Source organism: Sphingomonas sp. (genome assembly GCF_035555815.1).
Classification (GTDB): domain Bacteria; phylum Pseudomonadota; class Alphaproteobacteria; order Sphingomonadales; family Sphingomonadaceae; genus Sphingomonas.
Genome location: NZ_DATMGG010000197.1, coordinates 1 through 21,318, shown reverse-complemented (window position 1 = coordinate 21,318; position 21,318 = coordinate 1). Strand labels below are relative to the sequence as shown.

Annotated in this window: 20 protein-coding genes; 13 read left to right on the top strand and 7 right to left on the bottom strand. The window is 69.6% G+C overall.

Annotated elements, in window-relative coordinates; translation table 11 throughout:
- Positions 1 to 25: 25 nt before the first annotated feature.
- Genes pyrE through VNR91_RS11580 form a run of 5 tightly spaced genes read left to right on the top strand, consistent with a single transcriptional unit; the run spans position 26 to position 3,677 of the window.
- Positions 26 to 610, top strand: coding sequence for an orotate phosphoribosyltransferase (pyrE, locus tag VNR91_RS11600; protein WP_325490929.1), 585 nt, complete (start codon positions 26 to 28; stop codon positions 608 to 610).
- Positions 607 to 1,335, top strand: a complete 729-nt coding sequence (locus VNR91_RS11595; RefSeq protein ID WP_325490928.1) for a pyridoxine 5'-phosphate synthase — start codon at positions 607 to 609, stop codon at positions 1,333 to 1,335. Before pyrE ends, VNR91_RS11595 begins: the two co-directional genes overlap by 4 nt.
- Positions 1,332 to 1,739, top strand: coding sequence for a holo-ACP synthase (gene acpS, locus VNR91_RS11590; protein ID WP_325490927.1), 408 nt, complete (start codon positions 1,332 to 1,334; stop codon positions 1,737 to 1,739). Before VNR91_RS11595 ends, acpS begins: the two co-directional genes overlap by 4 nt.
- On the top strand, positions 1,732 to 2,601 hold the full coding sequence (gene lepB, locus VNR91_RS11585; protein ID WP_325490926.1) for a signal peptidase I: 870 nt from the start codon (positions 1,732 to 1,734) through the stop codon (positions 2,599 to 2,601). Before acpS ends, lepB begins: the two co-directional genes overlap by 8 nt.
- Positions 2,598 to 3,677: an AI-2E family transporter gene (locus VNR91_RS11580; RefSeq protein WP_325490925.1), complete on the top strand. Its 1,080-nt coding sequence runs from the start codon at positions 2,598 to 2,600 to the stop codon at positions 3,675 to 3,677. The genes lepB and VNR91_RS11580 overlap by 4 nt, the downstream gene beginning before the upstream one ends.
- Here VNR91_RS11580 and VNR91_RS11575 read toward each other — a convergent pair.
- Positions 3,635 to 4,645, bottom strand: coding sequence for a glycosyltransferase (locus VNR91_RS11575; RefSeq protein ID WP_325490924.1), 1,011 nt, complete (start codon positions 4,643 to 4,645; stop codon positions 3,635 to 3,637). The two genes, VNR91_RS11580 and VNR91_RS11575, sit on opposite strands and share 43 nt — an antisense overlap.
- A gap of 235 nt (positions 4,646 to 4,880) precedes the next feature.
- Between VNR91_RS11575 and VNR91_RS11570 the strand changes: the two genes are divergently transcribed.
- Genes VNR91_RS11570 through VNR91_RS11560 form a run of 3 tightly spaced genes read left to right on the top strand, consistent with a single transcriptional unit; the run spans position 4,881 to position 7,522 of the window.
- Positions 4,881 to 5,804, top strand: a complete 924-nt coding sequence (locus tag VNR91_RS11570; RefSeq protein ID WP_325490923.1) for a hypothetical protein — start codon at positions 4,881 to 4,883, stop codon at positions 5,802 to 5,804.
- Positions 5,801 to 6,328 carry a DUF2141 domain-containing protein gene (locus tag VNR91_RS11565; protein ID WP_325490922.1) on the top strand — a complete coding sequence of 176 codons (528 nt, stop codon included), beginning with the start codon at positions 5,801 to 5,803 and terminating at the stop codon, positions 6,326 to 6,328. Before VNR91_RS11570 ends, VNR91_RS11565 begins: the two co-directional genes overlap by 4 nt.
- Positions 6,329 to 6,343: 15 nt before the next feature.
- Positions 6,344 to 7,522, top strand: a complete 1,179-nt coding sequence (locus VNR91_RS11560) for a glycosyltransferase (RefSeq protein WP_325490921.1) — start codon at positions 6,344 to 6,346, stop codon at positions 7,520 to 7,522.
- Here the strand turns inward: VNR91_RS11560 and VNR91_RS11555 are convergent.
- Positions 7,480 to 8,925 carry a DUF2029 domain-containing protein gene (locus VNR91_RS11555; RefSeq protein WP_325490920.1) on the bottom strand — a complete coding sequence of 482 codons (1,446 nt, stop codon included), beginning with the start codon at positions 8,923 to 8,925 and terminating at the stop codon, positions 7,480 to 7,482. The genes VNR91_RS11560 and VNR91_RS11555 overlap by 43 nt on opposite strands.
- 96 nt (positions 8,926 to 9,021) lie before the next feature.
- A complete protein-coding gene (gene pepN / locus VNR91_RS11550; RefSeq protein ID WP_325490919.1) occupies positions 9,022 to 11,616 on the bottom strand; it encodes an aminopeptidase N in 2,595 nt (864 codons plus the stop codon).
- 109 nt (positions 11,617 to 11,725) lie between these two features.
- Here pepN and VNR91_RS11545 point away from each other — a divergent pair, with 109 nt between their 5' ends.
- Positions 11,726 to 13,450 (top strand): M20/M25/M40 family metallo-hydrolase, encoded by a 1,725-nt coding sequence (locus tag VNR91_RS11545; RefSeq protein ID WP_325490918.1) that lies wholly within the window; start codon positions 11,726 to 11,728, stop codon positions 13,448 to 13,450.
- A gap of 3 nt (positions 13,451 to 13,453) precedes the next feature.
- Here VNR91_RS11545 and VNR91_RS11540 read toward each other — a convergent pair whose 3' ends face one another.
- The 4 genes from VNR91_RS11540 to VNR91_RS11525 form a co-directional block, all read right to left on the bottom strand.
- A complete protein-coding gene (locus VNR91_RS11540; protein WP_325490917.1) occupies positions 13,454 to 14,374 on the bottom strand; it encodes a DMT family transporter in 921 nt (306 codons plus the stop codon).
- A 104-nt stretch (positions 14,375 to 14,478) separates the two neighbouring features.
- Positions 14,479 to 15,480: a threonine aldolase family protein gene (locus tag VNR91_RS11535; protein WP_325490916.1), complete on the bottom strand. Its 1,002-nt coding sequence runs from the start codon at positions 15,478 to 15,480 to the stop codon at positions 14,479 to 14,481.
- 197 nt (positions 15,481 to 15,677) lie between these two features.
- Positions 15,678 to 17,765: a PBP1A family penicillin-binding protein gene (locus VNR91_RS11530; RefSeq protein ID WP_325490941.1), complete on the bottom strand. Its 2,088-nt coding sequence runs from the start codon at positions 17,763 to 17,765 to the stop codon at positions 15,678 to 15,680.
- A gap of 106 nt (positions 17,766 to 17,871) precedes the next feature.
- Positions 17,872 to 18,438, bottom strand: a complete 567-nt coding sequence (locus VNR91_RS11525; RefSeq protein WP_325490915.1) for an HNH endonuclease — start codon at positions 18,436 to 18,438, stop codon at positions 17,872 to 17,874.
- Between the two features lie 104 nt (positions 18,439 to 18,542).
- On the opposite strand from VNR91_RS11525, the gene gluQRS reads away from it, so the two are divergent.
- The 4 genes from gluQRS to egtB form a co-directional block, all read left to right on the top strand.
- Entirely contained in the window at positions 18,543 to 19,385 is an 843-nt protein-coding gene (gene gluQRS / locus VNR91_RS11520; protein ID WP_325490914.1) for a tRNA glutamyl-Q(34) synthetase GluQRS, read from the top strand.
- Between the two features lie 9 nt (positions 19,386 to 19,394).
- A complete protein-coding gene (locus tag VNR91_RS11515; RefSeq protein WP_325490913.1) occupies positions 19,395 to 19,628 on the top strand; it encodes a twin transmembrane helix small protein in 234 nt (77 codons plus the stop codon).
- Between the two features lie 31 nt (positions 19,629 to 19,659).
- Positions 19,660 to 20,205, top strand: coding sequence for a cob(I)yrinic acid a,c-diamide adenosyltransferase (locus VNR91_RS11510; protein WP_325490912.1), 546 nt, complete (start codon positions 19,660 to 19,662; stop codon positions 20,203 to 20,205).
- Between the two features lie 72 nt (positions 20,206 to 20,277).
- A partial coding sequence (gene egtB, locus VNR91_RS11505) for an ergothioneine biosynthesis protein EgtB (protein WP_325490940.1) occupies positions 20,278 to 21,318 on the top strand: 1,041 nt, incomplete at its 3' end.

The window sequence follows — 21,318 nt, the reverse complement described above, 5'->3', positions numbered from 1 at the left end:
ACGGCGAACCTACACAGGCTCCACGATGACCGACGAAGAGATCCTGGCCGAATTCCGCGACGCGGACGCCCTGCTGGAGGGGCATTTCATCCTGTCCTCGGGCCTGCGCAGCTCGCGCTACCTGCAATGCGCGCGGGTGCTGATGGACCCGAAGCGCGGGAGCCGGCTGGCCGAGGCGCTGGCCGCGCGGCTGCCCGCGGCGCTGCGCGATCGCATCGGCGCGGTGGTCTCGCCGGCGATGGGCGGGGTGATCGCGGGGCATGAGATGGCCCGCGCGCTGGGCGTGCCGGCGATGTTCGTCGAGCGGCCGACCGGCACGTTCGAGCTGCGCCGCGGCTTCCGGCTGGAACCGGGCACCCCGGTGCTGATGATGGAGGACGTCGTCACCACCGGACTCAGCTCGCGAGAGGCGATGGCGGCGATTCGCGCGGCGGGCGGCGATGTGATCGCGGCGGCGGCGCTGGTCGACCGGTCGAACGGCGCGGCCAGCTTCGACGTGCCGTTCTTTCCGCTGATCCGGCTGGAGGTGCCGTCGTACGACGCCGATTCGCTGCCGCCCGAACTGGCGGCGATTCCGGCGATCAAGCCGGGGAGCCGCGCGGCCGCTTGACCCACCCTCTGCGCCTGGGCGTCAACATCGATCATGTCGCGACGGTGCGCAACGCGCGCGGTGCCGGCTATCCCGACCCGGTGCGCGCGGCGCTGCTGGCGGCCGAAGCCGGGGCGGATGGCATCACCGCGCATTTGCGTGAGGACCGGCGCCACATCACCGATGACGATATCGCCCGGCTGTCCGCCGAGCTGACCGTCCCGCTCAACCTGGAGATGGCGGCGACCGACGAGATGCTGGGCATCGCGCTGCGCCATCGACCGCACGCCGCCTGCATCGTCCCCGAAAAGCGCGAGGAGCGCACCACCGAGGGCGGGCTGGACGCCGCCGGCCAGCACAATCACCTCGCGCCGATGGTGCGCGCGCTGGGCGCGGCGCGGGTGCGGGTGTCGCTGTTCATCGAACCGGACCCGCGCCAGATCGAGGCCGCGATGCGACTCGGCGCGCCGGTGGTCGAGCTGCACACCGGCCGCTACGCCGAACTCGACGGCGACGCCGGCGCGGCGGAGCTGCGCCGGATCGCCGACGCGGCGGCGCTGGCGGCGAAGAACGGGATCGAGGTCCACGCGGGCCACGGCCTGACCTTCGACAATGTCGTTGCCGTGGCGGCGATTCCGCAGATCCGGGAACTCAATATCGGCCATTTCCTAATCGGAGAGGCGATCTTTGACGGGCTGGCGCCGGTGGTGCGGCGGATGCGCGCGCTGATGGACGCGGCGCGGTGATCATCGGCCTCGGTTCCGACCTGTGCAGCATCGAGCGGATCCAGTCCTCGCTCGACAGGTTCGGAACGCGGTTCGAGGCGCGGGTGTTCACCGATGTCGAAGTGGCGAAGGCAAAGCGGCGACCGCTCAACTATGCCGCGACCCTGGCGAAACGCTTCGCCGCCAAGGAAGCGTTCTCCAAGGCGGTCGGCACCGGCTTCAAACGCGGGGTGTTCATGCGTGACATCGGCGTGGTCAACGCGCCCAGCGGCGCGCCGACGCTGGCGCTGACCGGCGGCGCCCAGGCGAGGCTTGACGCCATCATCCCGGCGGGCCACCTCGCGCGGGTGCATCTGACGCTCACCGACGACCATCCCTGGGCGCAAGCCTTTGTCGTTATTGAGGCTGTTCCCGACCATGGCTGACGAACTGGTGATCGACCGACCCGACGAAATTCCGACCGAGGACGCCGCCGCCAAGCCCCGCACCGACTGGTGGGCGGAGGCGCGCGGGCTGGTGTGGCTGGTGCTGGCGGTGCTCGGCTTCCACAGCCTGATCGCCAAGCCCTTCTACATCCCGTCCGAATCGATGATGCCCGGCCTGCTGGTCGGCGACCGGCTGGTGGTGACCAAATTTCCCTACGGCTTCAGCTATGCCAGCCCGACCTTCCACGTCTTGCCGTTCATCCACGGCCGGCTGCTTGGCCGGATGCCCGAACGGGGCGACGTGGTGATCGTGACGCCGCCCGGGGCCGCGACCGACTATATCAAGCGCGTGATCGGCCTGCCCGGCGACCGGCTGCAGGTGCGCGGCGGCATCGTCTACCTCAACGGCCGCGCGGTGCCGCGTAAGGCGATGGGCGACCGGCTGATCCCGGTCGATCCCAACAACAAGTGCACCGACAGCTATGGCGACGCGCAGGTGGCGGGCACGGATGGCAAGACGTGGTGCCGGATGCCGATCTATCGCGAGACGCTGCCGAACGGGCGCAGCTACGACACGATCGATCGCGGTTATTCGCAGGGCGACAATTACGGGCCGATCACGGTGCCGGCGAACCACGTCTTCGTGATGGGCGACAATCGCGACAATTCGGCCGACAGCCGCTTCCCGGTCAGCGAGCTGGGACTGGGCGGCCCGGTGCCGTGGGAGAATATCGGCGGGCGCGCCGAATTCATCACCTTCTCGCTCGACGGCAGCGCGACGTGGAATCCGCTGACCTGGGCATCGTCGTTCCGGCCGGGCCGGGCCGGGACGTCGCTCCATCCGCAGAGGACCGCGCCATGAGCAAACCCGATCTGGTCACCGCGCCCGGCCCCAACGACGGCCACGACGCACGCACCTATGCCGAGCTGAAGAAGGCGAGCGTGTGGCTGGGGCTGGCGGCGGCGATGGCGCTGGTGGTGCTGCTGATCCAGCCGCTGCTGATCATCTTCGGCGGGCTGGTGTTCGCCTCGCTGCTCGATGGCGGGGTGCGCTTGCTGGGCAAGGTTCTGCCGATCCCGCGCGGGTTGCGGCTGACGATCGTGATGGTTCTGGCGATCGCGTTCGTCTGCGTCGTCTTCTACCTGACCGGCATGCAGATCGCCGCGCAGGCCGAACAGCTGCGCACCACGCTGGAGGTGCAGGCCAACCATGTCGCCGGCTGGCTGGCCGAACTCGGGGTGATGCCGGCGCGGTCCGATCTGGCGGGGATGGCGCAGCAGGCGCTGGGATCGGTCGGACGGCTGACCTCCGCTGTGGGCAGCGCGGTGGGCGCGATCGGCAGCCTGTTGATGATCGTCATCATCGGCCTGTTCGTGGCGATGGAGCCGCGCATCTATGGCCGTGGCCTCGAATGGATGGTCCCGCTGCACAGCCGCCCCGATTTCGCGATCACCATCGAACGCATGTCGGTGACGATGCGCCGGCTGCTCGCCGGGCGGCTGCTCGGGATGGCGTTTGAAGGGGTGTTCACCTGGATCTGCCTGTGGATCGCCGGGGTGCCGATGGCGCTGCTGCTGGGGATCATCACCGGAATGCTGGCGTTCATCCCCAACATCGGCGCGATCACCAGCGGCGTGCTGATGGTCGCGGTCGGGTTCAGCGCCGGCACCTATACCGGCATCGCCGCTATCGTGATCTATTTCCTGGTCCAGAATATCGACGGCTATGTCGTCATCCCGATGATCGCGCGGCGCACCGTCGATCTTCCGCCAGCGCTGACGCTTTCGGCGCAGATCCTGGCGAGCACCTTGTTCGGCGTGCTCGGGCTGGCGCTGGCCGATCCGATCGTCGCGATGATCAAGGTCGCGCTGGAGCGTCGCTCCGAACAGGCGGCTCAGGATATCGGCGACACCAGCGAATCGAACAGCGCCGCATAGGTCGCGGCAGGATCGCCGGTCGCGACCACCGGATCGGGCCGCGCCCGGCCCGGCGCGAGCCAATGGTCGAGCGCAGCGACCAGCGCCACCTCGTCTCCCACCGCCACGACGCTGCCCTGCGCGGGTGAGGCGACGATCTCGCGCACCGCGATGCTCGAATCGGTGGTGACCACCGGCGTGCCGGCGGCCAGCGCCTCGCGCAGCACGCCCGGCACGCCCTCGAAGTCCGACGTCAGCACAACCGCCGCCGCATCGCGAATCGCGGCGGAGGGATCGGCGACGTAGCCCGGCAGGCGGACGCGCGCCTCCAGTCCCAGCGCCGCCGCCCGCTCGACCAGCGAGTCGCGTTCAGGGCCTTCGCCAAAGATCACCAGCGTCACTGCCGGATCGGCGATCCGCGCCAGCGCGGCGATCGCGCGGTCCCAGCGTTTCTGCGGCGCGAGCCGGCCGACGCCGAGAAGATAGCGCCCGGCCGGCGCCGCGCCGGTGCCGGGGCGCGGCGCCGGGTTGGCGATGACGTGGATTCGCGCCGGCGGCATCGCCATCGCTTCCGCCGCCTCGCGGGCCATGCCCGGCGTCATCGCCACCAGCGCGTCGATGAAGCGCGGGTGCAGCCGCAGCCAGGCGCGATAGCCCCACGCCTCCACCGCGCCCATGTCGCCGCGCACCAGCGCGTTGGACACCTTGGCCACCACCGGCGGGCAGCGCCGCCCCAGCCGCCAGCGGCTCCACGCGGCGACCGCGGTATAGTGATTGCCGGGACAGAACAGGATGTCGGGCGCGGCATCGCGCACGATTCGCGGCATCGCGCGGACCAGCGCCCCATAGCGCGAATCGCCGATCACCACCGATTCGGCGCCCGCCGGAATCTCCGCGACCAGCGGCCCCTCGCGCGATCCGATCGCCAGCGTGACGCGGCGACCGGCGGCGATCCACGCCTCGGCGAGGCGCAGCGACACCTTCTCCACGCCGCCTCCGTTCAGCGTCTGGACAGGTAGAATGATGTGTCGGGCAGCGTTCATATCTTGCAGGCCGCCACACCAAAGCCCAAATCGCGCGCCGAAGGAACCGCAATCGGGCTGGATAGCGACGAAGCGGGGCCGGGGTTTGCGGGCTTGTAACGCAGCGATCAGGGCACGCCCGGTTCGCCGCATCGTTCGGATTTTGCTTTTGACCTCACCTGACATGAGCGCTTCGACAGGCATGCCGGCGGCCGAAATCCTGCCGCCGATGTCCGCTGCCGACGACATCGCCGGGCTGGAGCCGATCGAACGGATCCGGCGCCGCTGGCCGATGGTGCTGGCCGGCGCACTGACGCTGTTGATGGTGGCCGGGCTGGCGCATGAACTGTTCGGCGACGGGCTGGCGGTGCTGTCGCGCGATATCCCCCGGTCGCCGGGCTATTATATCGCGTTCGCGCTGCTTTACATGTCGCCGCCGACGTTCGACTGGATCATCTTTCGCAAGCTGTGGCGGATCCCGCTGTCGGGGCTGGGCGCGCTTATCAAGAAGCGCGTCGCCAACGAAGTGGTGTTCGGCTATTCGGGCGAGGCCTATTTCTACGCCTGGGCGCGCGATCGGATGAAGATGGTCGCCGCGCCGTTCGGGGCGGTCAAGGACGTGTCGATCCTGTCGGCGATCGCCGGCAACGCGATCACACTGGCGATGCTGGTGCTGGCGCTGCCGTTCGCGGCGAATTTGCTGACCGCGACGCAATTCAACACCGTTGCCGGATCGGCGGCGATCACCTTTGCCATGTCGCTGCCGTTCCTGATCTTCTCGCGGCGGGTGTTCTCGCTGCCGCGCGCCACCTTGTGGTGGGTGTTCGGGATGCACTGCCTGCGGCTGTGCTTCGGATCGATCATGATCGCGACCGCGTGGCATTTCGCGATGCCCGACGTGTCGCTGGGCATGTGGCTGTTCCTTGCCGCCGCGCGGCTGCTGGTGTCGCGCCTGCCGCTGGTCCCGAACAAGGACCTTCTTTTCGCCAACTTCGCGATTATCCTGATCGGACAAGGGGAGGCGCTGTCGGAACTGGTCGCGTTCACCGCCGCGCTCACCCTGCTCGCGCACGTGGGCTTCATCGCGTTGTTCGGCGTGCAGGCGCTGGTGAGGAGGAAGGCATGAATCGCGTCGCCGCGGCGGCTCTGGTCGCGCTGGCATTTCTGGCGAGCGACGGCGCGGCCGCGCAGGCGACGCCGATCGGCAGCGATGCCGACGCCTGCATCGCCAATCGCGGTCCGGCGATCCGGGTCAACGTCACCGGGCTGAAGGACCGGCTCGGCCGGCTCAAGCTCGAACTCTATCCGGCGACCGACGAGGATTTCCTGAAGGATGACCGCGATCTGGTGAAGGAGGGCAAGTTCTTTCGCCGCATCTGGGCCGCCACCCCGGCGCGCGGCGACATCGCGCTGTGCATCCGCGCGCCCGCGCCCGGCCGCTACGCCCTGCTGTTCACCCACGATCGCGACGACAAGAACAAGTTCAATTTCTGGAAGGACGGCGCCGGCTTTCCCAGCAACGCCAGGCTGGGTCGCAGCCGGCCGCAGCTGTCGCAGGCGCTGATCACCGTCGGGCCGGGGGTGACCACCGTCGCCGTCCGCGCGCAATATCTGCGCGGGCTGGCCGGGTTCGGCCCGATCGAGCCCTGACGAGGATATCCGGCCATGCGCATCGTCGACGTCAACGAATATTACACGCCCACCGGCGGCGGCGTGCGCACCTATCTTGACCGCAAGATGGGCATATTGGCCGACATGGGGCACGAACTGATCGTGATCGCCCCCGGCCGCGAGGATGCGGTGGAGGAACGGCCCGGCGGCGGGGTGATCCACTGGGTCAAGGCTCCGCGCCTGCCGTTCGATCGCAATTACGGACTGTTCCGCAGCGGCGATGCGGTGACCGCGCTGCTCGACCGGCTCGACCCCGACGTGGTCGAGACCAGCTCTCCCTGGTGGATCGCGTGGATCGTCGCGCGCTGGCAGGGCCGCGCGCTCAAGGTCTATTTCGCCCATAACGACAATATGGCCGCCTATGCCGGGCGCTGGCTGGAAGGCGTGGCGGACATGCCGACGGTCGAACGCTGGTTCGGCTGGTACACGCGCTATCAGGCGTCGTTCCTTCAGCATTACGACGCGTTCGTCACCAACGGCACCACGCTGGCCAGGCGTCACGCCGGGCGCGGCCTGACCGTCCATGCGGCGATGCCGCTGGGGATCGATCGCGGATTCTTCTCGCCCGCATTGCGCGATGAGAAGCTGCGCGCGTCGCTGCTCGCGCAGTGCGGCCTGCCCGCCGACGCGCATTTGCTGCTGGGGGTTGGGCGTCACCATCCCGAAAAACGCTGGCCGACGGTGATCGACGCGGTCGAGGCTGCGGGGGACCGGATGCCGGTCGGCCTGATCCTGCTCGGCAACGGCGTCGATCGCGAGAAGCTGTCGCGGCGGGTGGCCGAAAGTCCGCATATCCGCCTGTTCCAGCCGGTCTATGACCGGCTGCGCTTCGCCCAGATCATGGCCAGCGCCGACGCGCTGATCCACGGATCCGACGCCGAGCCATTCGGGCTGGTCGCGCTGGAGGCGGTGGCATCGGGCCTGCCGCTGATCGTACCGGACGAGGGCGGCGCCGCCGACATCGCCGAGCCGCCGTTCGCCGAACTCTATCGTGCCCGCGACGCGCGCAGCGGCGCGGCGGCGATTCGGCGGCTGTTCGCGCGTGAGCCTGCGATCCTGCGTGCTGCCTGTCTCCATGCAGCGGCCAAAGTGCGCACCGACCGCGATCACGCGGCGGCGCTGGTCGACTATTATTCCGAACTGCTCGACGGGAAGCGCCGCGCCGCCGCCTGAGGCGGCAGGTAGAGGCGGAAGTGCCGGCTCTCCACCGTCACCCCGCGCCAGCCGTGGCGGACCGCCCAATCCTCGAGCACGCGATCGAGAACGTCGTCGCCACTGGTCCACCTGCCCTCGCCGCCGACCAGGATCGCGGCGGGCGGCTCGCTGGCAAACGCCTCGGGCAAGCGGTCGCGGGCGATCAGGTGGAGCCGCGATTCGTCGGTCGCCGGCAACAGGCCGTGGCTGCGGAAATAGAAGGGGCCGGTGGCGAAGCGCGGATCGACCTGGCGGCCGGTCGCCGGCAGGAATTCGGGGCTGAGCGTCGCCACCCCGCCGATGACTCCGGCGGAATCGAGGGCGCGACGGATCGCGCCGCCTTCCCGCCCGGCGGCGATCAGTCCCCCTCCGGTCGCCACCGCCGCGACCGACGGCGCCAGTCCGGCGGCCGCGAACACCGCCAGCACGATTCGCCAGCGGCCGAGCGAGCGCCCCTCCCATAGCTGGGCGAGCCGGACGAACAGCGGCGGCAGCACCGGCAGCAGATATTGCCGCCAGGTCGGCGTCGGCAGCAGCGCGCTGACCAGCCCGGCCAGGATCAGCCAGTCGAGCAGGCTCGGCCAGCGCTGGCGACGGGCCATTGCCACGATCCCCAGCGACACCAGCGCCGGACCGAGCGCGAGGAACTTGAGCGTGTCGAGCAGCTTCGCCGCCTGACCCAGCTTCCACGCTTTGTCGGCGGCGCGATAATATTCGGCGGGCGCGGCCGAGGGAAACACCAGCGTGCCGAACAGAAAGCCCGATGGGCTGGCCGCGACGGTCCAGCCGACCAGGACGACCGCAGGCAACGTCCCCGCCACGAGCCACAAGGGCCGGTGCCGCCACCGCGCCAGCGCGTAGATGCCGTAAGCGAGCGCCGGCACAGCATAGGATATTTTCGCGGCCGCCGCGCCGGCCAGCAGCAGGCCGATTATCGCCGCGCCCGCCCGGCTGCCGTCGCCGCGCTCCGCCTTCAGCATCAGCGGCAGCGACAGGGCCAGCATCGCGGCGGGCAGCGCATCGTTGCGCGCGGTGCCGGCGGAAAACAGCAGGATGTCGCACGCCGCGAACAGCCCCGCCGCCGCCAGCGCGATCGTGGTGAGCGCGCCGGCTACACGCGCGGCGGCATAGACCCCCGCCACCGCCGCCGCGCCGAGCAGCGCATTGACGATCCGCAGCGCCGGATAGGCCCAGTCGCCCGCCGCCCACGCGATCGGCGCGAACAGCAGCGGCTGGAGCGGGGTCTGGAGATAGGCATAGTCGCGGTACGGCAGCAGCCCGTGCGCGCTCAGGACGGCGGCGGCGACATATTGGCTTTCGTCATGGTCGATCGGCCGCATCCACGCGAGCGCGACCATCATGATCGCCAGCGCTGCCAGCATCAGGCGCGGGGAGCGCAGGGGACGAGGCGAAGCGGGCATCCGCGATGGTGCTACCGTGCCCCGATCATCCTGTCACCAATCCCGCCTCGCGAGCGGCTATCCCTCGACGCTCTTGCTGGCCTGTTCGAACATGTCCTTGCTCAGCCCCGGCGCGGCCAGGATGCGCTCCAGTTGGGCGCGCATCAGCGCGGCGCGCTCGGGCGCGAAGCGGCGCCAGCGCGCCAGCGGCGACAGCAGCTTGGCGGCGGTCTGCGGATTGAGGCGGTCGAGCGCGATCAGCTGGTCGGCGACGAAGCGATAGCCCCGGCCCGACGCGTCATGGAACGCGCGCTGGTTGACTCCGAACGCCCCGACCAGCGCGCGCGCGCGGTTAGGGTTGGCGAGGGTGAAATCCGGGTGCCGCGCCAACGCCTCGACCGCGTGCGCGGTATCGTCGCGCGTCGACAGGGCCTGGGTCGAGAACCACTTGTCGAGCACCAGCGGATTGTCGCGGTAGCGATGGTAGAAGATGTCGAGCGCCGCGACCCGCTCGTCGGCGGTGCCGTTGGCGAGCGTGCCGAGCGCGCCCTGGCGGTCGGTCATGTTGTCGGCCGCCTCGAACTGGCCGAACGCCAGCTTCGCGGCATCGCTCGCGCCGCCGGCTGCGATATAGCCGAGCGCCACGGTGCGCAGCCGCCGCGCGCCCTTCGCCGCCGGCGAATATTCGAAGCGGTTGGCGCTGGTGGCGTCATAGGCGGCGCGCCACGCCCGGTCGAACGTCCGGCCGATCTCCCGCCGCAACGCCTCACGCGCGGCATAGATCGCGTCGGGGTCGACGATCGCCATCTGGTCGCCGATGAAGCTCTCCGATGGCAGCAGCACCGCCTCGGCGACGAACGCCGGGTCGAGCGCCGGATCGTTCAGTGTGTTGCGCACCGCGTCGATCACCGCCGCGTGGCTGGCGCGGCCAATGGTGACGGCGGACACCAACGTGTCGAGCATCAGCTGCTGCATCGCCTCATAGCGCGCGAACGGATCGTCGTCATGCGCGGACAGAAAGGCGAGATCGGCGGCGGTGCGGTTGGTGTCGACGATCACCGGGGCGGAGAAACCGCGGTTGATCGACAGCACCGGGCGTTCGCCGATGCCCTCGAACGCGATTTCGGTATGGGCGTCGGCAAGAAGTTCCAGCCGCTCTTCGATCAGTGGCGTCCCGCTGTCGGCACCGAACAGCCGCAGCTTGAGGGGCAGCACCATCGGCGCCTTGTCGGGCTGGCCCGGCGTCGGCGGGGTCGCCTGCACCAGCTTGAGCAGCGCGCGTCCGCTGTCCGCCTCATGATGCAGGCTGGCGGTGACGCGCGGGGTGCCCGCCTGCGAATACCAGCGGCGGAACTGGCGCAGGTCGATGCCGCCCGCCTCCTCCATGCACGTGGCGAAATCCTCGACGGTGGCGGCGGTGCCGTCGAACCGATCGAAATAGAGGTCGGTCGCCGCGCGGAACTTCTCCGGGCCGAGCAGCGTCGCCATCATGCGGATCACCTCCGCGCCCTTGTTGTAGATCGTCGCGGTATAGAAGTTGGAGATCTCGATATATTCGTCGGGGCGCACCGGGTGCGCCAGCGGGCCGGCATCCTCCGGGAATTGCGCGGCGCGCAGCGCGCGGACGTCCTCGATCCGCTTGACCGCCGCCGATCCCAGGTCGGCGGAAAAGCTCTGGTCGCGATAGACGGTGAAGCCTTCCTTCAGGCTCAGCTGGAACCAGTCGCGGCAGGTGACGCGGTCGCCCGACCAGTTGTGGAAATATTCGTGCGCCACCACCGCGGCGATCGCGTCATAGTCATAGTCGGTGGCGGTATCGGGGTCGGCCAGGATGTAGCGGCTGTTGAAGATGTTCAGCCCCTTGTTCTCCATCGCGCCGAAGTTGAAATCGTCGACCGCGACGATGTTGAACACGTCGAGATCATATTCGCGGCCATAGACGTCCTCATCCCACTTCATCGCGGTCTTGAGCGCGTGGAGCGCGTGGTCGGTCTTTGCCAGATCGGCGGCGCGCACCCAGATGCCCAGCGCGACGTCACGCCCCGACGCGGTGGTGAAGATGGCGCGGTTGGCGACCAGATCGCCCGCGACCAGCGCGAACAGATAGCTCGGCTTGGGAAAGGGATCGTTCCACTCCGCCCAGTGCCGCCCGTCGCCGAGCTCACCCTGAGCGACCGGATCGCCATTGGCGAGCAGGATCGGGAAGCGCGCCTTGTCCGCGCTCATCCGCACCGTGTAGCGGGTGAGCACGTCGGGTCGGTCAGGGAAGAAGGTGATGCGGCGAAAGCCCTCGGCCTCGCACTGGGTGCACAGCAGGCCGGACGAGGCGTAGAGGCCCATCAGCTGGGTGTTGGTTTCCGGCGCGATCACCACCTCGGTCTCGATCCGGTGCGCGGCGCCGGGAAGCGCGATCACCAGCTCGCCGTCGACCAGCTCCCACGCCGCTTCGGCGCCGTCGACCCGCACCGTCACCGGGTTCAGCCCGTCGCCGTCGAGCCGCAGCGGCGCGCCATGATCGCCGTTGCGCGTGACGTCGAGCACGGCGCGCACCCGCGTCGCGGCCGGATCGAGGTCGAAATCGAGCGCGATCGTCGGCACCAGCCATGCGGGGGGGCGATACGCCTCGCGGCGGATCGTCTTGGCGGCGGGCGCGGCGGCGGGTCTGGCATCCATGATCCGATCCCTATCACCCCGCGCCGGCCGGATCGACTGGCGAATTGCGCGCGCGCCGGGCGGGCTGCTAGGTCAGCCCATCCGGTTCTTTTTCCAAGGATTGTTCGATTTGCGCCACCTGTCCCTCCTCCTGATCGCGCTCGGCGCCAGCACCGGCGCGTTGGCCCAGACGGCAACGGCGCCCGTCCCCGCCCCCTCCCCCGCCCCGCTGTTGCCGCAGCCGCGCGTGCTGTCGGCCGAGGATCAGGTGAAGCGCAACGCGATCCTCAACGCCGATCTGCCGCCCGATCAGGCGGCGATGAAGGCGCATGTGATGTTCCTCGCCTCCGACGAGATGCGCGGCCGCGACGCCGGCAGCGCCGAATATGACATCGCCGCGCAATATGTCGCCGCGCAATTCTATGCAGCGGGGCTGCGTCCGGCGGGCGACAACGGCAGCTATCTCCAGCGCGTGCCGCTGATCAGCGTCAAGGCGGCCGACAAGGGCAGTTTCGTCTGGACCCCGACGGCGGGCGCGCCGGTCACGCTCGAATTCGGCAAGGATTATATCCCCAGCGTCAACGCCGCGCGCCCGGCGACGCTGGTCGACGCGCCGGTGGCGTTCGTCGGCTACGGCATCGTCGATCCCTCCGCCGGTCGCGACGACTATGCCGGCATCGACGTCACCGGCAAGATCGTCGCGCTGTTCGGCGGCGCGCCGTCGGCGATGCACCCGGAGCTGCGCGCGCATTTCGGCAGCATGGCGACCAAGGCGGCGATCGCCGAGGCCAAGGGCGCGGCCGGCGTCCTGCTGATCGAGGGGACCGCGGCGGCCAGGACCAACAGCTTCAGCCGCACCGTCGCCTTCTATGATCGCCCGCGCGTGACCTGGGCGCACCCGGACGGCAGTGGCTTCAACGCCGCGCCCAACGCGCCCGCGCTCGGCACGATCAGCCAGGCGTTCGCGGCACGGCTTTTCGCCGGCGCGGCGACGCCCTGGACCAGGATCGCCAAGGGCGCCGAATCGGACGCGACCCGGTTCCGGCCGATGGTGCTGCCGGGCCGGCTGAAGGTGGCGATCAACAGCGTCGCCACCCCGCTGCCCAGCGCCAACGTCGCCGGCATCCTGCCGGGCGGCGACCCGGCGCTGAAGGACGAGGTGGTGGTGTTCTCCGCCCACCTCGACCACGTCGGCGTGGGGCGCGAGATCGACGGCGACAGCATCTACAACGGCGCGGAGGACAATGCGGTCGGCATCGCCGCGCTGATCGAGGAGGCGAAAAGGTTCAAGGCATCGGGCAAGCCGCCGCGCCGATCGATCCTGTTTCTGGCAGTGACGGCGGAGGAGAAGGGCCTCGTCGGCGCCGACTATTTCGCGCATTATCCGACCGTTGAGAAGGACCGGCTGGTCGCCGACGTCAACCTCGACATGCCGATCATCACCTATCCGTTCCAGGACGTGATCGCGTTCGGCGCCGACCGCTCGACGCTGGGGCCGATCGTGCGCGCGGCGGCGGCGTCGATGGGGGTCGGCTTCGCGCCCGATCCGATGCCGGAGGAGGGATTCTTCGTCCGATCCGACCATTATCGCTTCGTCCAGCAGGGCGTGCCGAGCGTGTTCCTGTGGCCGGGGCAGGTCGGACCGGGGAAGGCCGCCTATGACGATTTCCTGACCCACCGCTATCACAAGCCGTCGGACGAGGTGTGGCACCCCTCGCTCGACTGGGCGCAGGGGGTGCGTTTCGTCGATCTCAACTATGCCATCGCCCGCGCGATCGCCGACGGTGACGATCGTCCGCGCTGGAACAGGGGTGATTTCTTCGGGACGCTCTACAACGGTTACGGGGCGAAATAGCCGCTACCGATTCGGCCGCCGCGCGCGCAGTGCGATCACCAGCCCGACCATCGCCAGCACCGCGCCGGCGATGGCCAGCATCGACCAGCGATAGCCCTCGAACAGCGTCGAGATGATCATCGCGATGACCGGGACGAGCACGCCCGAATAGGCCGCCTTGGCCGGGCCGATCGTGCGGATCACGCCGAAATAGAGCGGGAACGCCACCGCCGACGCCGCCAGCCCGAGGTAGAGCACGCCGCCCCAATAGGCGAAACGCGTGTCGAACGCCGGCGGACCGGTGGTGGCCCAGGCAAAGGCGGCGTTGACCGCCGCGCCGATCAGCATCGCCACGCCCAGCATCGCGAACATCGGATAGGATTTGGCGGTGTCGGTCGCCTGCATCACATTGGCGACCGAGGCGGAGAGCACCGCCGCCAGCGTGAAGCCGATGCCGGCGAGCAAGGCGGCGGTGCCGTTGCCGCCGCGCGCTTCGTTCACGAACAACAGGCACACGCCGGCGATCGCGATCACCGATCCGACCATAAGCTGCCTGCCCATGCGCTGGCCGAGAAAGACGCGGCCGAACACCGCGTTGGGCACCAGCAGAAGCGCGAACACCACCGCGACCAGCCCCGAGGTGATGTGCGCCTCTGCGCGGTAGACGAAGTTGAAGTTGAGGCAGAACTGACTGAGCCCCAGCACCGCCGCGAACGTCCATCCGCGCGCGTCGAACCACAGCCGCTCGCGCTGCCAAGCCGCCATCGCGACCATCGCCAGCCCGGCGACCAGGAAGCGATAACAGACCGACCAGCTCGCCGGAACCGACCCGATCTGCGCGGTGATGACGATCCACGTCGATCCCCAGATCAGCGTGACGATGGCGAACGGGATCAGTACCGCCAATTGGGTCGAACGCGGCGGGGCTTCGGCGGTTGTGGGCATGACGTTCCGTCGGCGAGAGCGGGGGCGGGATAGCGTTCTATGCGCTGCGCCGGCGGGTCGGCGAAAGTGGTTTTCCTTATCCGGTCACAAGCGGCGCTGATGGATCACAGCGCCGCGATCGCGTCCGCCAGCGGGGCGATCTCCGCCTCGCTCTGGTTCCACGAGATGACCAGCCGCGCCTCGCCCGGCGCCCAGTCGTAGAAATCGAAGCCCAGCGCGCGCAGGCCCGCCGCCTCGTCCGGGGTCAGCCGCACGAACACCTCGTTCGCCTCGACCGGATAGACCAGCCGGTCGCCCGCCGCGCGTGCCAGCAACGCCGCGCCGGCATTGGCGGCACGGCCGTTGGCGAGCCACAAGTCGTCGTCGAGCATCGCGTGGATCTGCGCGGCCAGATACCGTCCCTTCGACAGCAGCAGACCGGCGCGCTTACGGCGATAGAGCGTCGCGTCGGCCAGCTCCGGCTTGAAGAAGATCAGCGCCTCCGCGCTCATTCCGCCGTTCTTGACGAAGCCGAAGCTGAGCGCGTCGACCCCCGCCTTCCACGTCAGGTCGGCCGGCGCGCAGCCCAGGTGCGCGACGGCGTTGGCAAAGCGCGCGCCGTCGACATGCAGCCCCAGCCCGCGCGCCTTGGCCAGCGCACCGATCGCGGCGGTTTCCTCAGGCGTATAGGTCAGACCATATTCGGTGGCGTTGGTGATCGAGATCGCGTGCGCCTGCACCTGGTGGACATCGTCGCGGATCCCGGCGAGCACCCCTTCGATCGCCGCGACGTCGAGCTTGGCGCCGGGGCCGTCGGCGAGCAGCAGCTTGGCGCCGTGGGTATAGAAACCGGGGGCGCCGGCCTCGTCGTTGTGGATGTGCGCTTCCCGGTGACACACCACCGCGCCGTGCGGCGGGCACAGCGCGGCGAGCGCGAGGCAATTGGCCGAGGTGCCCGACGGCACCCACAGCGCGCGCACCTCGGCCCCGAACAGCTCGGAGAAGCGCGCGTCGAGCGCCCGGCTGCGCGCGTCGCCGTCATAGGCGGTATCGAGCGTGTTGGCGGCGATCATCGCGTCGAGGACCGGCTGGCACACCGGGGCGGCATTATCGGAGAAAAAGCGCATGGCGGGGGGCTTTTCACCAAATGCCGGGAAGGGGAAGCCCTAAAATCCGTTGGGGTGCGCGGGACGATCTTGATCCTGGATCGTCATTGCGAGGGGCGAAGCCCCGCGGCAATCCAGCGCATCGCGTGCGGCTCTGGATTGCTTCCCCCGGCTTTCGCCGGGGTCGCAATGACGGCTTGGGTCGACATTATCGAACCCTAATTCGGCGGCCGGCTTTCCACGGCGTCGTCGGGCGGGCGGCGTTCATCACGCGGCGGGACCGGGATCTGGACCGGGGATCGATCGAGCGGACGGACGTCGACATTGCCGTCGCGATCGACGCGCAGGCCGACGCCCAGCTGGTCGAACTGGCCCTCGAACACCACCGGGCCGGTCGGATCGCCGACGTTGGCGATGCTGTCGAGCAGATTGCCGACCGGATTGTCCTCGACCGCCGCCGCCGGCGCGCGCGGCGGGGCGACGCCCAGCGCCTCGACCATGAAGTCGCGCCAGATCCGCGCTGGCACGCCGCCGCCGGACAGGCCCGGGTTGGGGGTGTTGTCGTCATTTCCCACCCACACCCCGGCGATCAGTCCGCCGGCATAGCCGACGAACAGCGCGTCGCGATTGTCCTGGGTGGTGCCGGTCTTGCCGAACGCCTGTACGCTGAGCGCCGCCTGCCGCCCGGTGCCCGACGCGATCGATCCGGCCAGCAGCTCGCGCATCCCGTCCAGCTCACGCCGGCCGATCGGGGTGGTGCGACCGCTCAGGCGCTCGATCCACGTCGGCTCGTCCTCCTTCTCCAGCCCGCGCGCGCGCACCGGCCAGGCGCCGTCGGCGATCGCGGCATAGGCGGTGGTCAGTTCGAGCAGCGACATGGTCGAGGTGCCAAGCGCGATCGAGGCGTCGTTGGCGATCGGGCTGGTGACGCCCAGGTCGCGCGCGGCGCGGACGACGTTGGCGACGCCGACCTGCTTGATGAGGCGCGCCGAGGCGACGTTGGACGATTTGGCGAAGGCGCGGGCGAGGGTGATCTCCCCTTCATAGCGACCGTCGCTGTTCTTCGGGCTCCATTCACCGATCGTCACCGGCTCGTCGAGAACGGTCGAATCGGGATTCATGCCCGAACGCAGCGCCGCCAGATACACGAACAGCTTGAACGTCGATCCGGGCTGGCGCCGCGCCTGCACCGCGCGGTTGAACGGGCTGTCGGCGTAGCTCTTGCCGCCGACCATCGCGACGACGCGGCCGTCGGGATGCATCGCCACCAGCGCCACCTGCGCGGTCCTCAGGCCAGCGCGGCGCACCGCACGTTCGGCGGCGCGCTGGACTCGAGTCTCCAGCGTGGTGGTGACGGTCACCTCGTTTGCGATCTCGCCCGACCGGTCGCGCGCCTGCGGAAGCACCCAGTCGGCGAAATAGGTGCCGTTGGGCACGTCCTTGATGCGCTCGACCTTGAGTCGGGCGGGCTGCACCGCATCGGCCTCAGCAGCGGTGAGGAAGCCGGCGCGCTCCATCGCGCCGACCACCAGCTTCTGCCGCGCCCGCGCGCCCGACAGGTTGACGGTCGGCGCCAGCCGCGACGGCGCCTTGACCAGCCCGGCCAGCATCGCCGCCTGCGCGACCGTCAGGTCCGTGGCCGGATGGCTGAAATAATGGCGCGCGGCGGCGTCGATGCCATAGACGTTGTCGCCGAAATAGACGTTGGACAGGTAGCGCGACAGGATCTCGTCCTTGGTCAGCCACGCTTCCAGCCACAGCGCGATCATCGCCTCGCGAAGCTTGCGCCCGGCGGTGCGGTCCGAATCGAGGAAGGCGTTCTTGGCGAGCTGCTGCGTGATCGTGCTGCCGCCCTCCCGCATCCGCCCGGCCATCGTGTTGTGGATCATCGCGCGAGTGATCCCCCAAGGATCAATGCCCCAGTGGCGATAGAAACGCCGGTCCTCGATCGCGGTGAATGCCTGCGGCACGTGCCTGGGGAGCGTCGTGACGTCGACCGGCCGGCCGATGATCGCGCCGCGCCGCGCGATCGGGGTGCCGTCGGCGGCGAGCAGCGTGATCTGCGGCGGCGCGATCGGCTTCAGCGATTTGGACAAGGGGGCGGTGATCGCCAGCCAGACGATCGCGATCACCAGCAGCACGATCAGCGCACCGATGCCACGCAGGATCCAGCGCCAGATGCCGGTGCGCCTGCGTGGCGGCGGCGGTGTGACCGGCGGCGGCAATGGTGCCGACGGATCGGGCGGGAAATAGGGCTGCGCCCCGGTCGGGCGCGATTGCCCGGTCAGCGCGAGCGGATCGTGCATATCGGGGACGGCGTTGCCCTTGCCGAAAAGAGATGCCAGCCGCACCACTCCACTGTATTACGCAACTAAGACGCCAATCGCAAGCCCGGCATCACTATCCTATCGGTCACGCTTCGAGCTCGACATCCCAATACAGCCAGTCATGCCAGGTTTCGTGCAGATAGTTCGGCGGAAAGCGGCGGCCGTGTTCCTGGAGGAACCAGTTGGTCGGGCGGATCGGCTGGACGTGGAGCGGCATCCGTGCCTGCGCCGGTGTGCGCCCGCCCTTGCGCAAATTGCATGGCGCGCACGCGGTCGCGACATTCTCCCACGTCGTGCGGCCGCCCTGCGCGCGGGGCACGACATGGTCAAAGGTCAGGTCGCTGTGCGAACCGCAATATTGGCAGGCGAACCGGTCGCGCAGGAACAGGTTGAATCGGGTGAAGGCGGGGAATTGCGACGGCTTCACATATTGCTTGAGCGCAATCACCGACGGCAGTTTCAGCCGCGCGGTCGGGCTGCGCACCTCGCGCTCGTAATGCGAGACGATGTCGACCCGGTCGAGGAACACCGCCTTGACCGCGGTCTGCCACGGCCACACGCTCAGCGGATAATAGGACAGCGGGGTATAATCGGCGTTGAGCACGAGCGCGGGGCAGCTGTCCGGATGCCGGATCAGATCGGGATGATACATACGCCCCCTTTCCCCGCCCTGTCCCCCGCGTCTTTCGCCGCAAAGGATGACGGCGTTATGACAGCACAGGCCGCGACTCGCGGTCAAGGCCGGCGTTAACCTTTGTGATCACCACCCGATTCGCCCCCAGCCCGACCGGGCGCCTGCACCTGGGCCACGCCGCGTCGGCGATCCGCGCGCATGATTTCGCGCGGGCGCGCGGCGGCGCGTTCCTGCTCAGGATCGAGGATATCGACGGCACCCGCAGCCGCGAGGAGCATGTCGCCGGCATCGTCGAGGACCTGGCGTGGCTCGGGCTGGCGTGGGACGGGCCGGTGGTGCGCCAGTCGCGGCGGCTGGCGCTGTACGACGCGGCGCTGGAGCGGTTGCGCACGATGGGGCTGCTCTATCGCTGTTTCTGCACGCGTGCCGATATCGCCGCCAGCCTGACCGCGCCGCACGGGCCGGCCGGGGCGGTCTATCCCGGCACCTGTCGGGGCGCGGACAACGCCGCGCGGATGGACCGGCCACACTGCTGGCGGATCGACATAGCGCGGGCGGTCGATCGCACCGGCCCGCTGACGTGGCATGACGCGGGCGCCGGCATCGTCGCCGCCGATCCGCTCGCGCATGGCGATGTCGTGCTGGCGCGCAAGGACGCGCCGGCGAGCTATCATCTTGCGGTGACCGTCGACGACGCCGCGCAGGGCGTGACCGACGTGGTGCGCGGCGCCGACCTGTTCGCCGCCACCCACGTCCACCGGCTGCTCCAGGCGCTGCTCGGCCTGCCGACCCCCGCCTATCATCACCACCCGCTGCTGGCCGATGCGGCGGGGCGGCGGCTGGCCAAGCGTGACGGCGCGCCGTCGCTGGCGGACCTGCGCGACGGCGGGATGGACGGCGCCGCGCTGGCGGCGATGCTGCGCGCGGGGGCGGTTCCGCTTGGATTCCGCGCCGCACGGGCGTAGATTCAGCCCATGAACATTTTCCTCGCCATCCTGCTGATCGCGGCGATGATCGCCACGGTGGCCGCGCTGGTGCGCGGCATCGTCGTCTTCCTCAAGACCAGCACCGAGGACGTGCGCGGCGAAGGCCCCGGCCCCAGCGCATCGGCGCTGAAGCAGAACAAGATGATGCAATACCGCATCCTGTTTCAGACGCTGGCGGTGCTGATCGCGGCGCTGCTGCTGTTCGCTTTCGGCCGCGCCTGATTTCGGCGCTGCGGCGCCGGCGGGAATTCAGATGGTCAAGCTCACCAAGATCTATACCCGCACCGGCGATGGCGGGACGACCGGGCTGGTCGACGGCAGCCGCGTGTCGAAGGCCGACGCGATCATGGCCGCGATCGGCGACGTCGATGAGGCTAATTCGGCGATCGGCGTCGCGCTGACGCTGGTGCCGGCCGGCGCGGTCGGCGCGGCGCTGACCCGGTTCCAGAACGACCTGTTCGATCTGGGCGCCGATCTGGCCACGCCCGACGGGATCGACGGCGCGCTGCGCATCACCCCGCCGCAGGTCGCGCGGGTCGAGGCGGAGATCGACCGGCTCAACGCCGATCTGGCGCCGCTGACCAGCTTCGTGCTGCCCGCAGGTGCGGCCGGGGCCGCCGCGTTGCACCTCGCCCGCGCGATCACCCGCCGTGCCGAACGGTCGGCGGTGGCGGCCGGCGCCGGCGGTCCTGCGCTCGCCTACCTCAACCGGCTGTCGGATTATCTGTTCGTCGCCGCGCGCCATGTGAACAAAGGCGGCGCCGGAGACGTTCTGTGGGTTCCGGGAGGGTCACGCTAGCGCCGCAAGGCGGCGATCCGCACGGTTGACAGCCCCGGTCCACGTCCGCAATGTGAGAACATTATGAGAACGATGCCCGGCCGCCCCGCACCCGCATCCCCGCTCTCGGCCCGGTTCGGCGCGGTGCGCGCGCTCAGCCGGGCGCTGGCCGCCCCGCTGTCGGACGCCGATGCGACGGTGCAGTCGATGCCCGATGCCTCGCCGGCCAAATGGCATCTGGCGCATACGACCTGGTTCTTCGAAACGTTCGTGCTGCGCGATTTCGTCCCGGGCTATCGGCTGCACGACGATCGTTTTCCGTTCCTGTTCAACAGTTACTACGAGGCGGAGGGCGCGCGCCACGCCCGCGCCGCGCGTGGGTTGCTGGCGCGTCCGGCGCTGGCGGAGGTGCTGGCCTGGCGCGACGCGGTCGACGCGGCGCTGGCCGACGCGTTGCCCGATCTGCCGGCGGCGGCGCGCGATCTGGTCGCGCTCGGCTGTCATCATGAGGAGCAGCACCAGGAGCTGCTGTTGACCGATATCCTCCACCTGTTTTCCTCCAACCCGCTCGAGCCGGCGCTGTGGCCGGGCGCGCGCAAGGTGCCGGTGCGGATGCCCGGTCCGATCGGCTGGATCGAGCGCGACGGGGGCATCGTCGAGATCGGCCATGGCGGTCTGGCAGAGGGTGAGGACTTCGCCTTCGATTGCGAGACGCCGCGCCATGCCACGCTGCTGTCCCCGCACGCGATCGCCGATCGCACCGTCACCAACGGCGAATGGGCGGCGTTCATCGCCGACGGCGGCTATGCCGATCCGCGCCACTGGCTGTCCGACGGCTGGGCGTGGGTGCAGTCGGAGGGTGTCGCCGCGCCGCTCTACTGGCAGCGGCAAGAGGGGGCGTGGACGCGTTTCGGGCTCGACGGCCGCCGACCGATCGATCCCGCCGCGCCGGTGACGCATGTCAGCTTCTACGAGGCCGATGCCTATGCGAGCTGGGCCGGCGCGCGGCTGCCGACCGAGGCGGAGTGGGAAGCCGCCGCCGGCGGCGCCGATCCGGCGGCGGGCAATTTCCTCGACCGCGCCGGCCCCGTCGAACCGCGCCCGTCGTCCGGCGGACCGGCGTGGTTCGGCGAC

Coding starts and splice junctions, on each gene's coding strand:
- VNR91_RS11530 (WP_325490941.1), bottom strand. CDS start 17,765: ATGCACGATCCGCTCGCGCTGACCGGGCAATCGCGCCCGACCGGGGCG.
- pepN (WP_325490919.1), bottom strand. CDS start 11,616: ATGGATGCCAGACCCGCCGCCGCGCCCGCCGCCAAGACGATCCGCCGC.
- VNR91_RS11510 (WP_325490912.1), top strand. CDS start 19,660: ATGGTCAAGCTCACCAAGATCTATACCCGCACCGGCGATGGCGGGACG.
- VNR91_RS11570 (WP_325490923.1), top strand. CDS start 4,881: ATGCCGGCGGCCGAAATCCTGCCGCCGATGTCCGCTGCCGACGACATC.
- VNR91_RS11580 (WP_325490925.1), top strand. CDS start 2,598: ATGAGCAAACCCGATCTGGTCACCGCGCCCGGCCCCAACGACGGCCAC.
- VNR91_RS11535 (WP_325490916.1), bottom strand. CDS start 15,480: ATGCGCTTTTTCTCCGATAATGCCGCCCCGGTGTGCCAGCCGGTCCTC.
- lepB (WP_325490926.1), top strand. CDS start 1,732: ATGGCTGACGAACTGGTGATCGACCGACCCGACGAAATTCCGACCGAG.
- VNR91_RS11540 (WP_325490917.1), bottom strand. CDS start 14,374: ATGCCCACAACCGCCGAAGCCCCGCCGCGTTCGACCCAATTGGCGGTA.
- VNR91_RS11525 (WP_325490915.1), bottom strand. CDS start 18,438: ATGTATCATCCCGATCTGATCCGGCATCCGGACAGCTGCCCCGCGCTC.
- VNR91_RS11515 (WP_325490913.1), top strand. CDS start 19,395: ATGAACATTTTCCTCGCCATCCTGCTGATCGCGGCGATGATCGCCACG.
- VNR91_RS11565 (WP_325490922.1), top strand. CDS start 5,801: ATGAATCGCGTCGCCGCGGCGGCTCTGGTCGCGCTGGCATTTCTGGCG.
- pyrE (WP_325490929.1), top strand. CDS start 26: ATGACCGACGAAGAGATCCTGGCCGAATTCCGCGACGCGGACGCCCTG.
- VNR91_RS11560 (WP_325490921.1), top strand. CDS start 6,344: ATGCGCATCGTCGACGTCAACGAATATTACACGCCCACCGGCGGCGGC.
- VNR91_RS11555 (WP_325490920.1), bottom strand. CDS start 8,925: ATGCTGGCAGCGCTGGCGATCATGATGGTCGCGCTCGCGTGGATGCGG.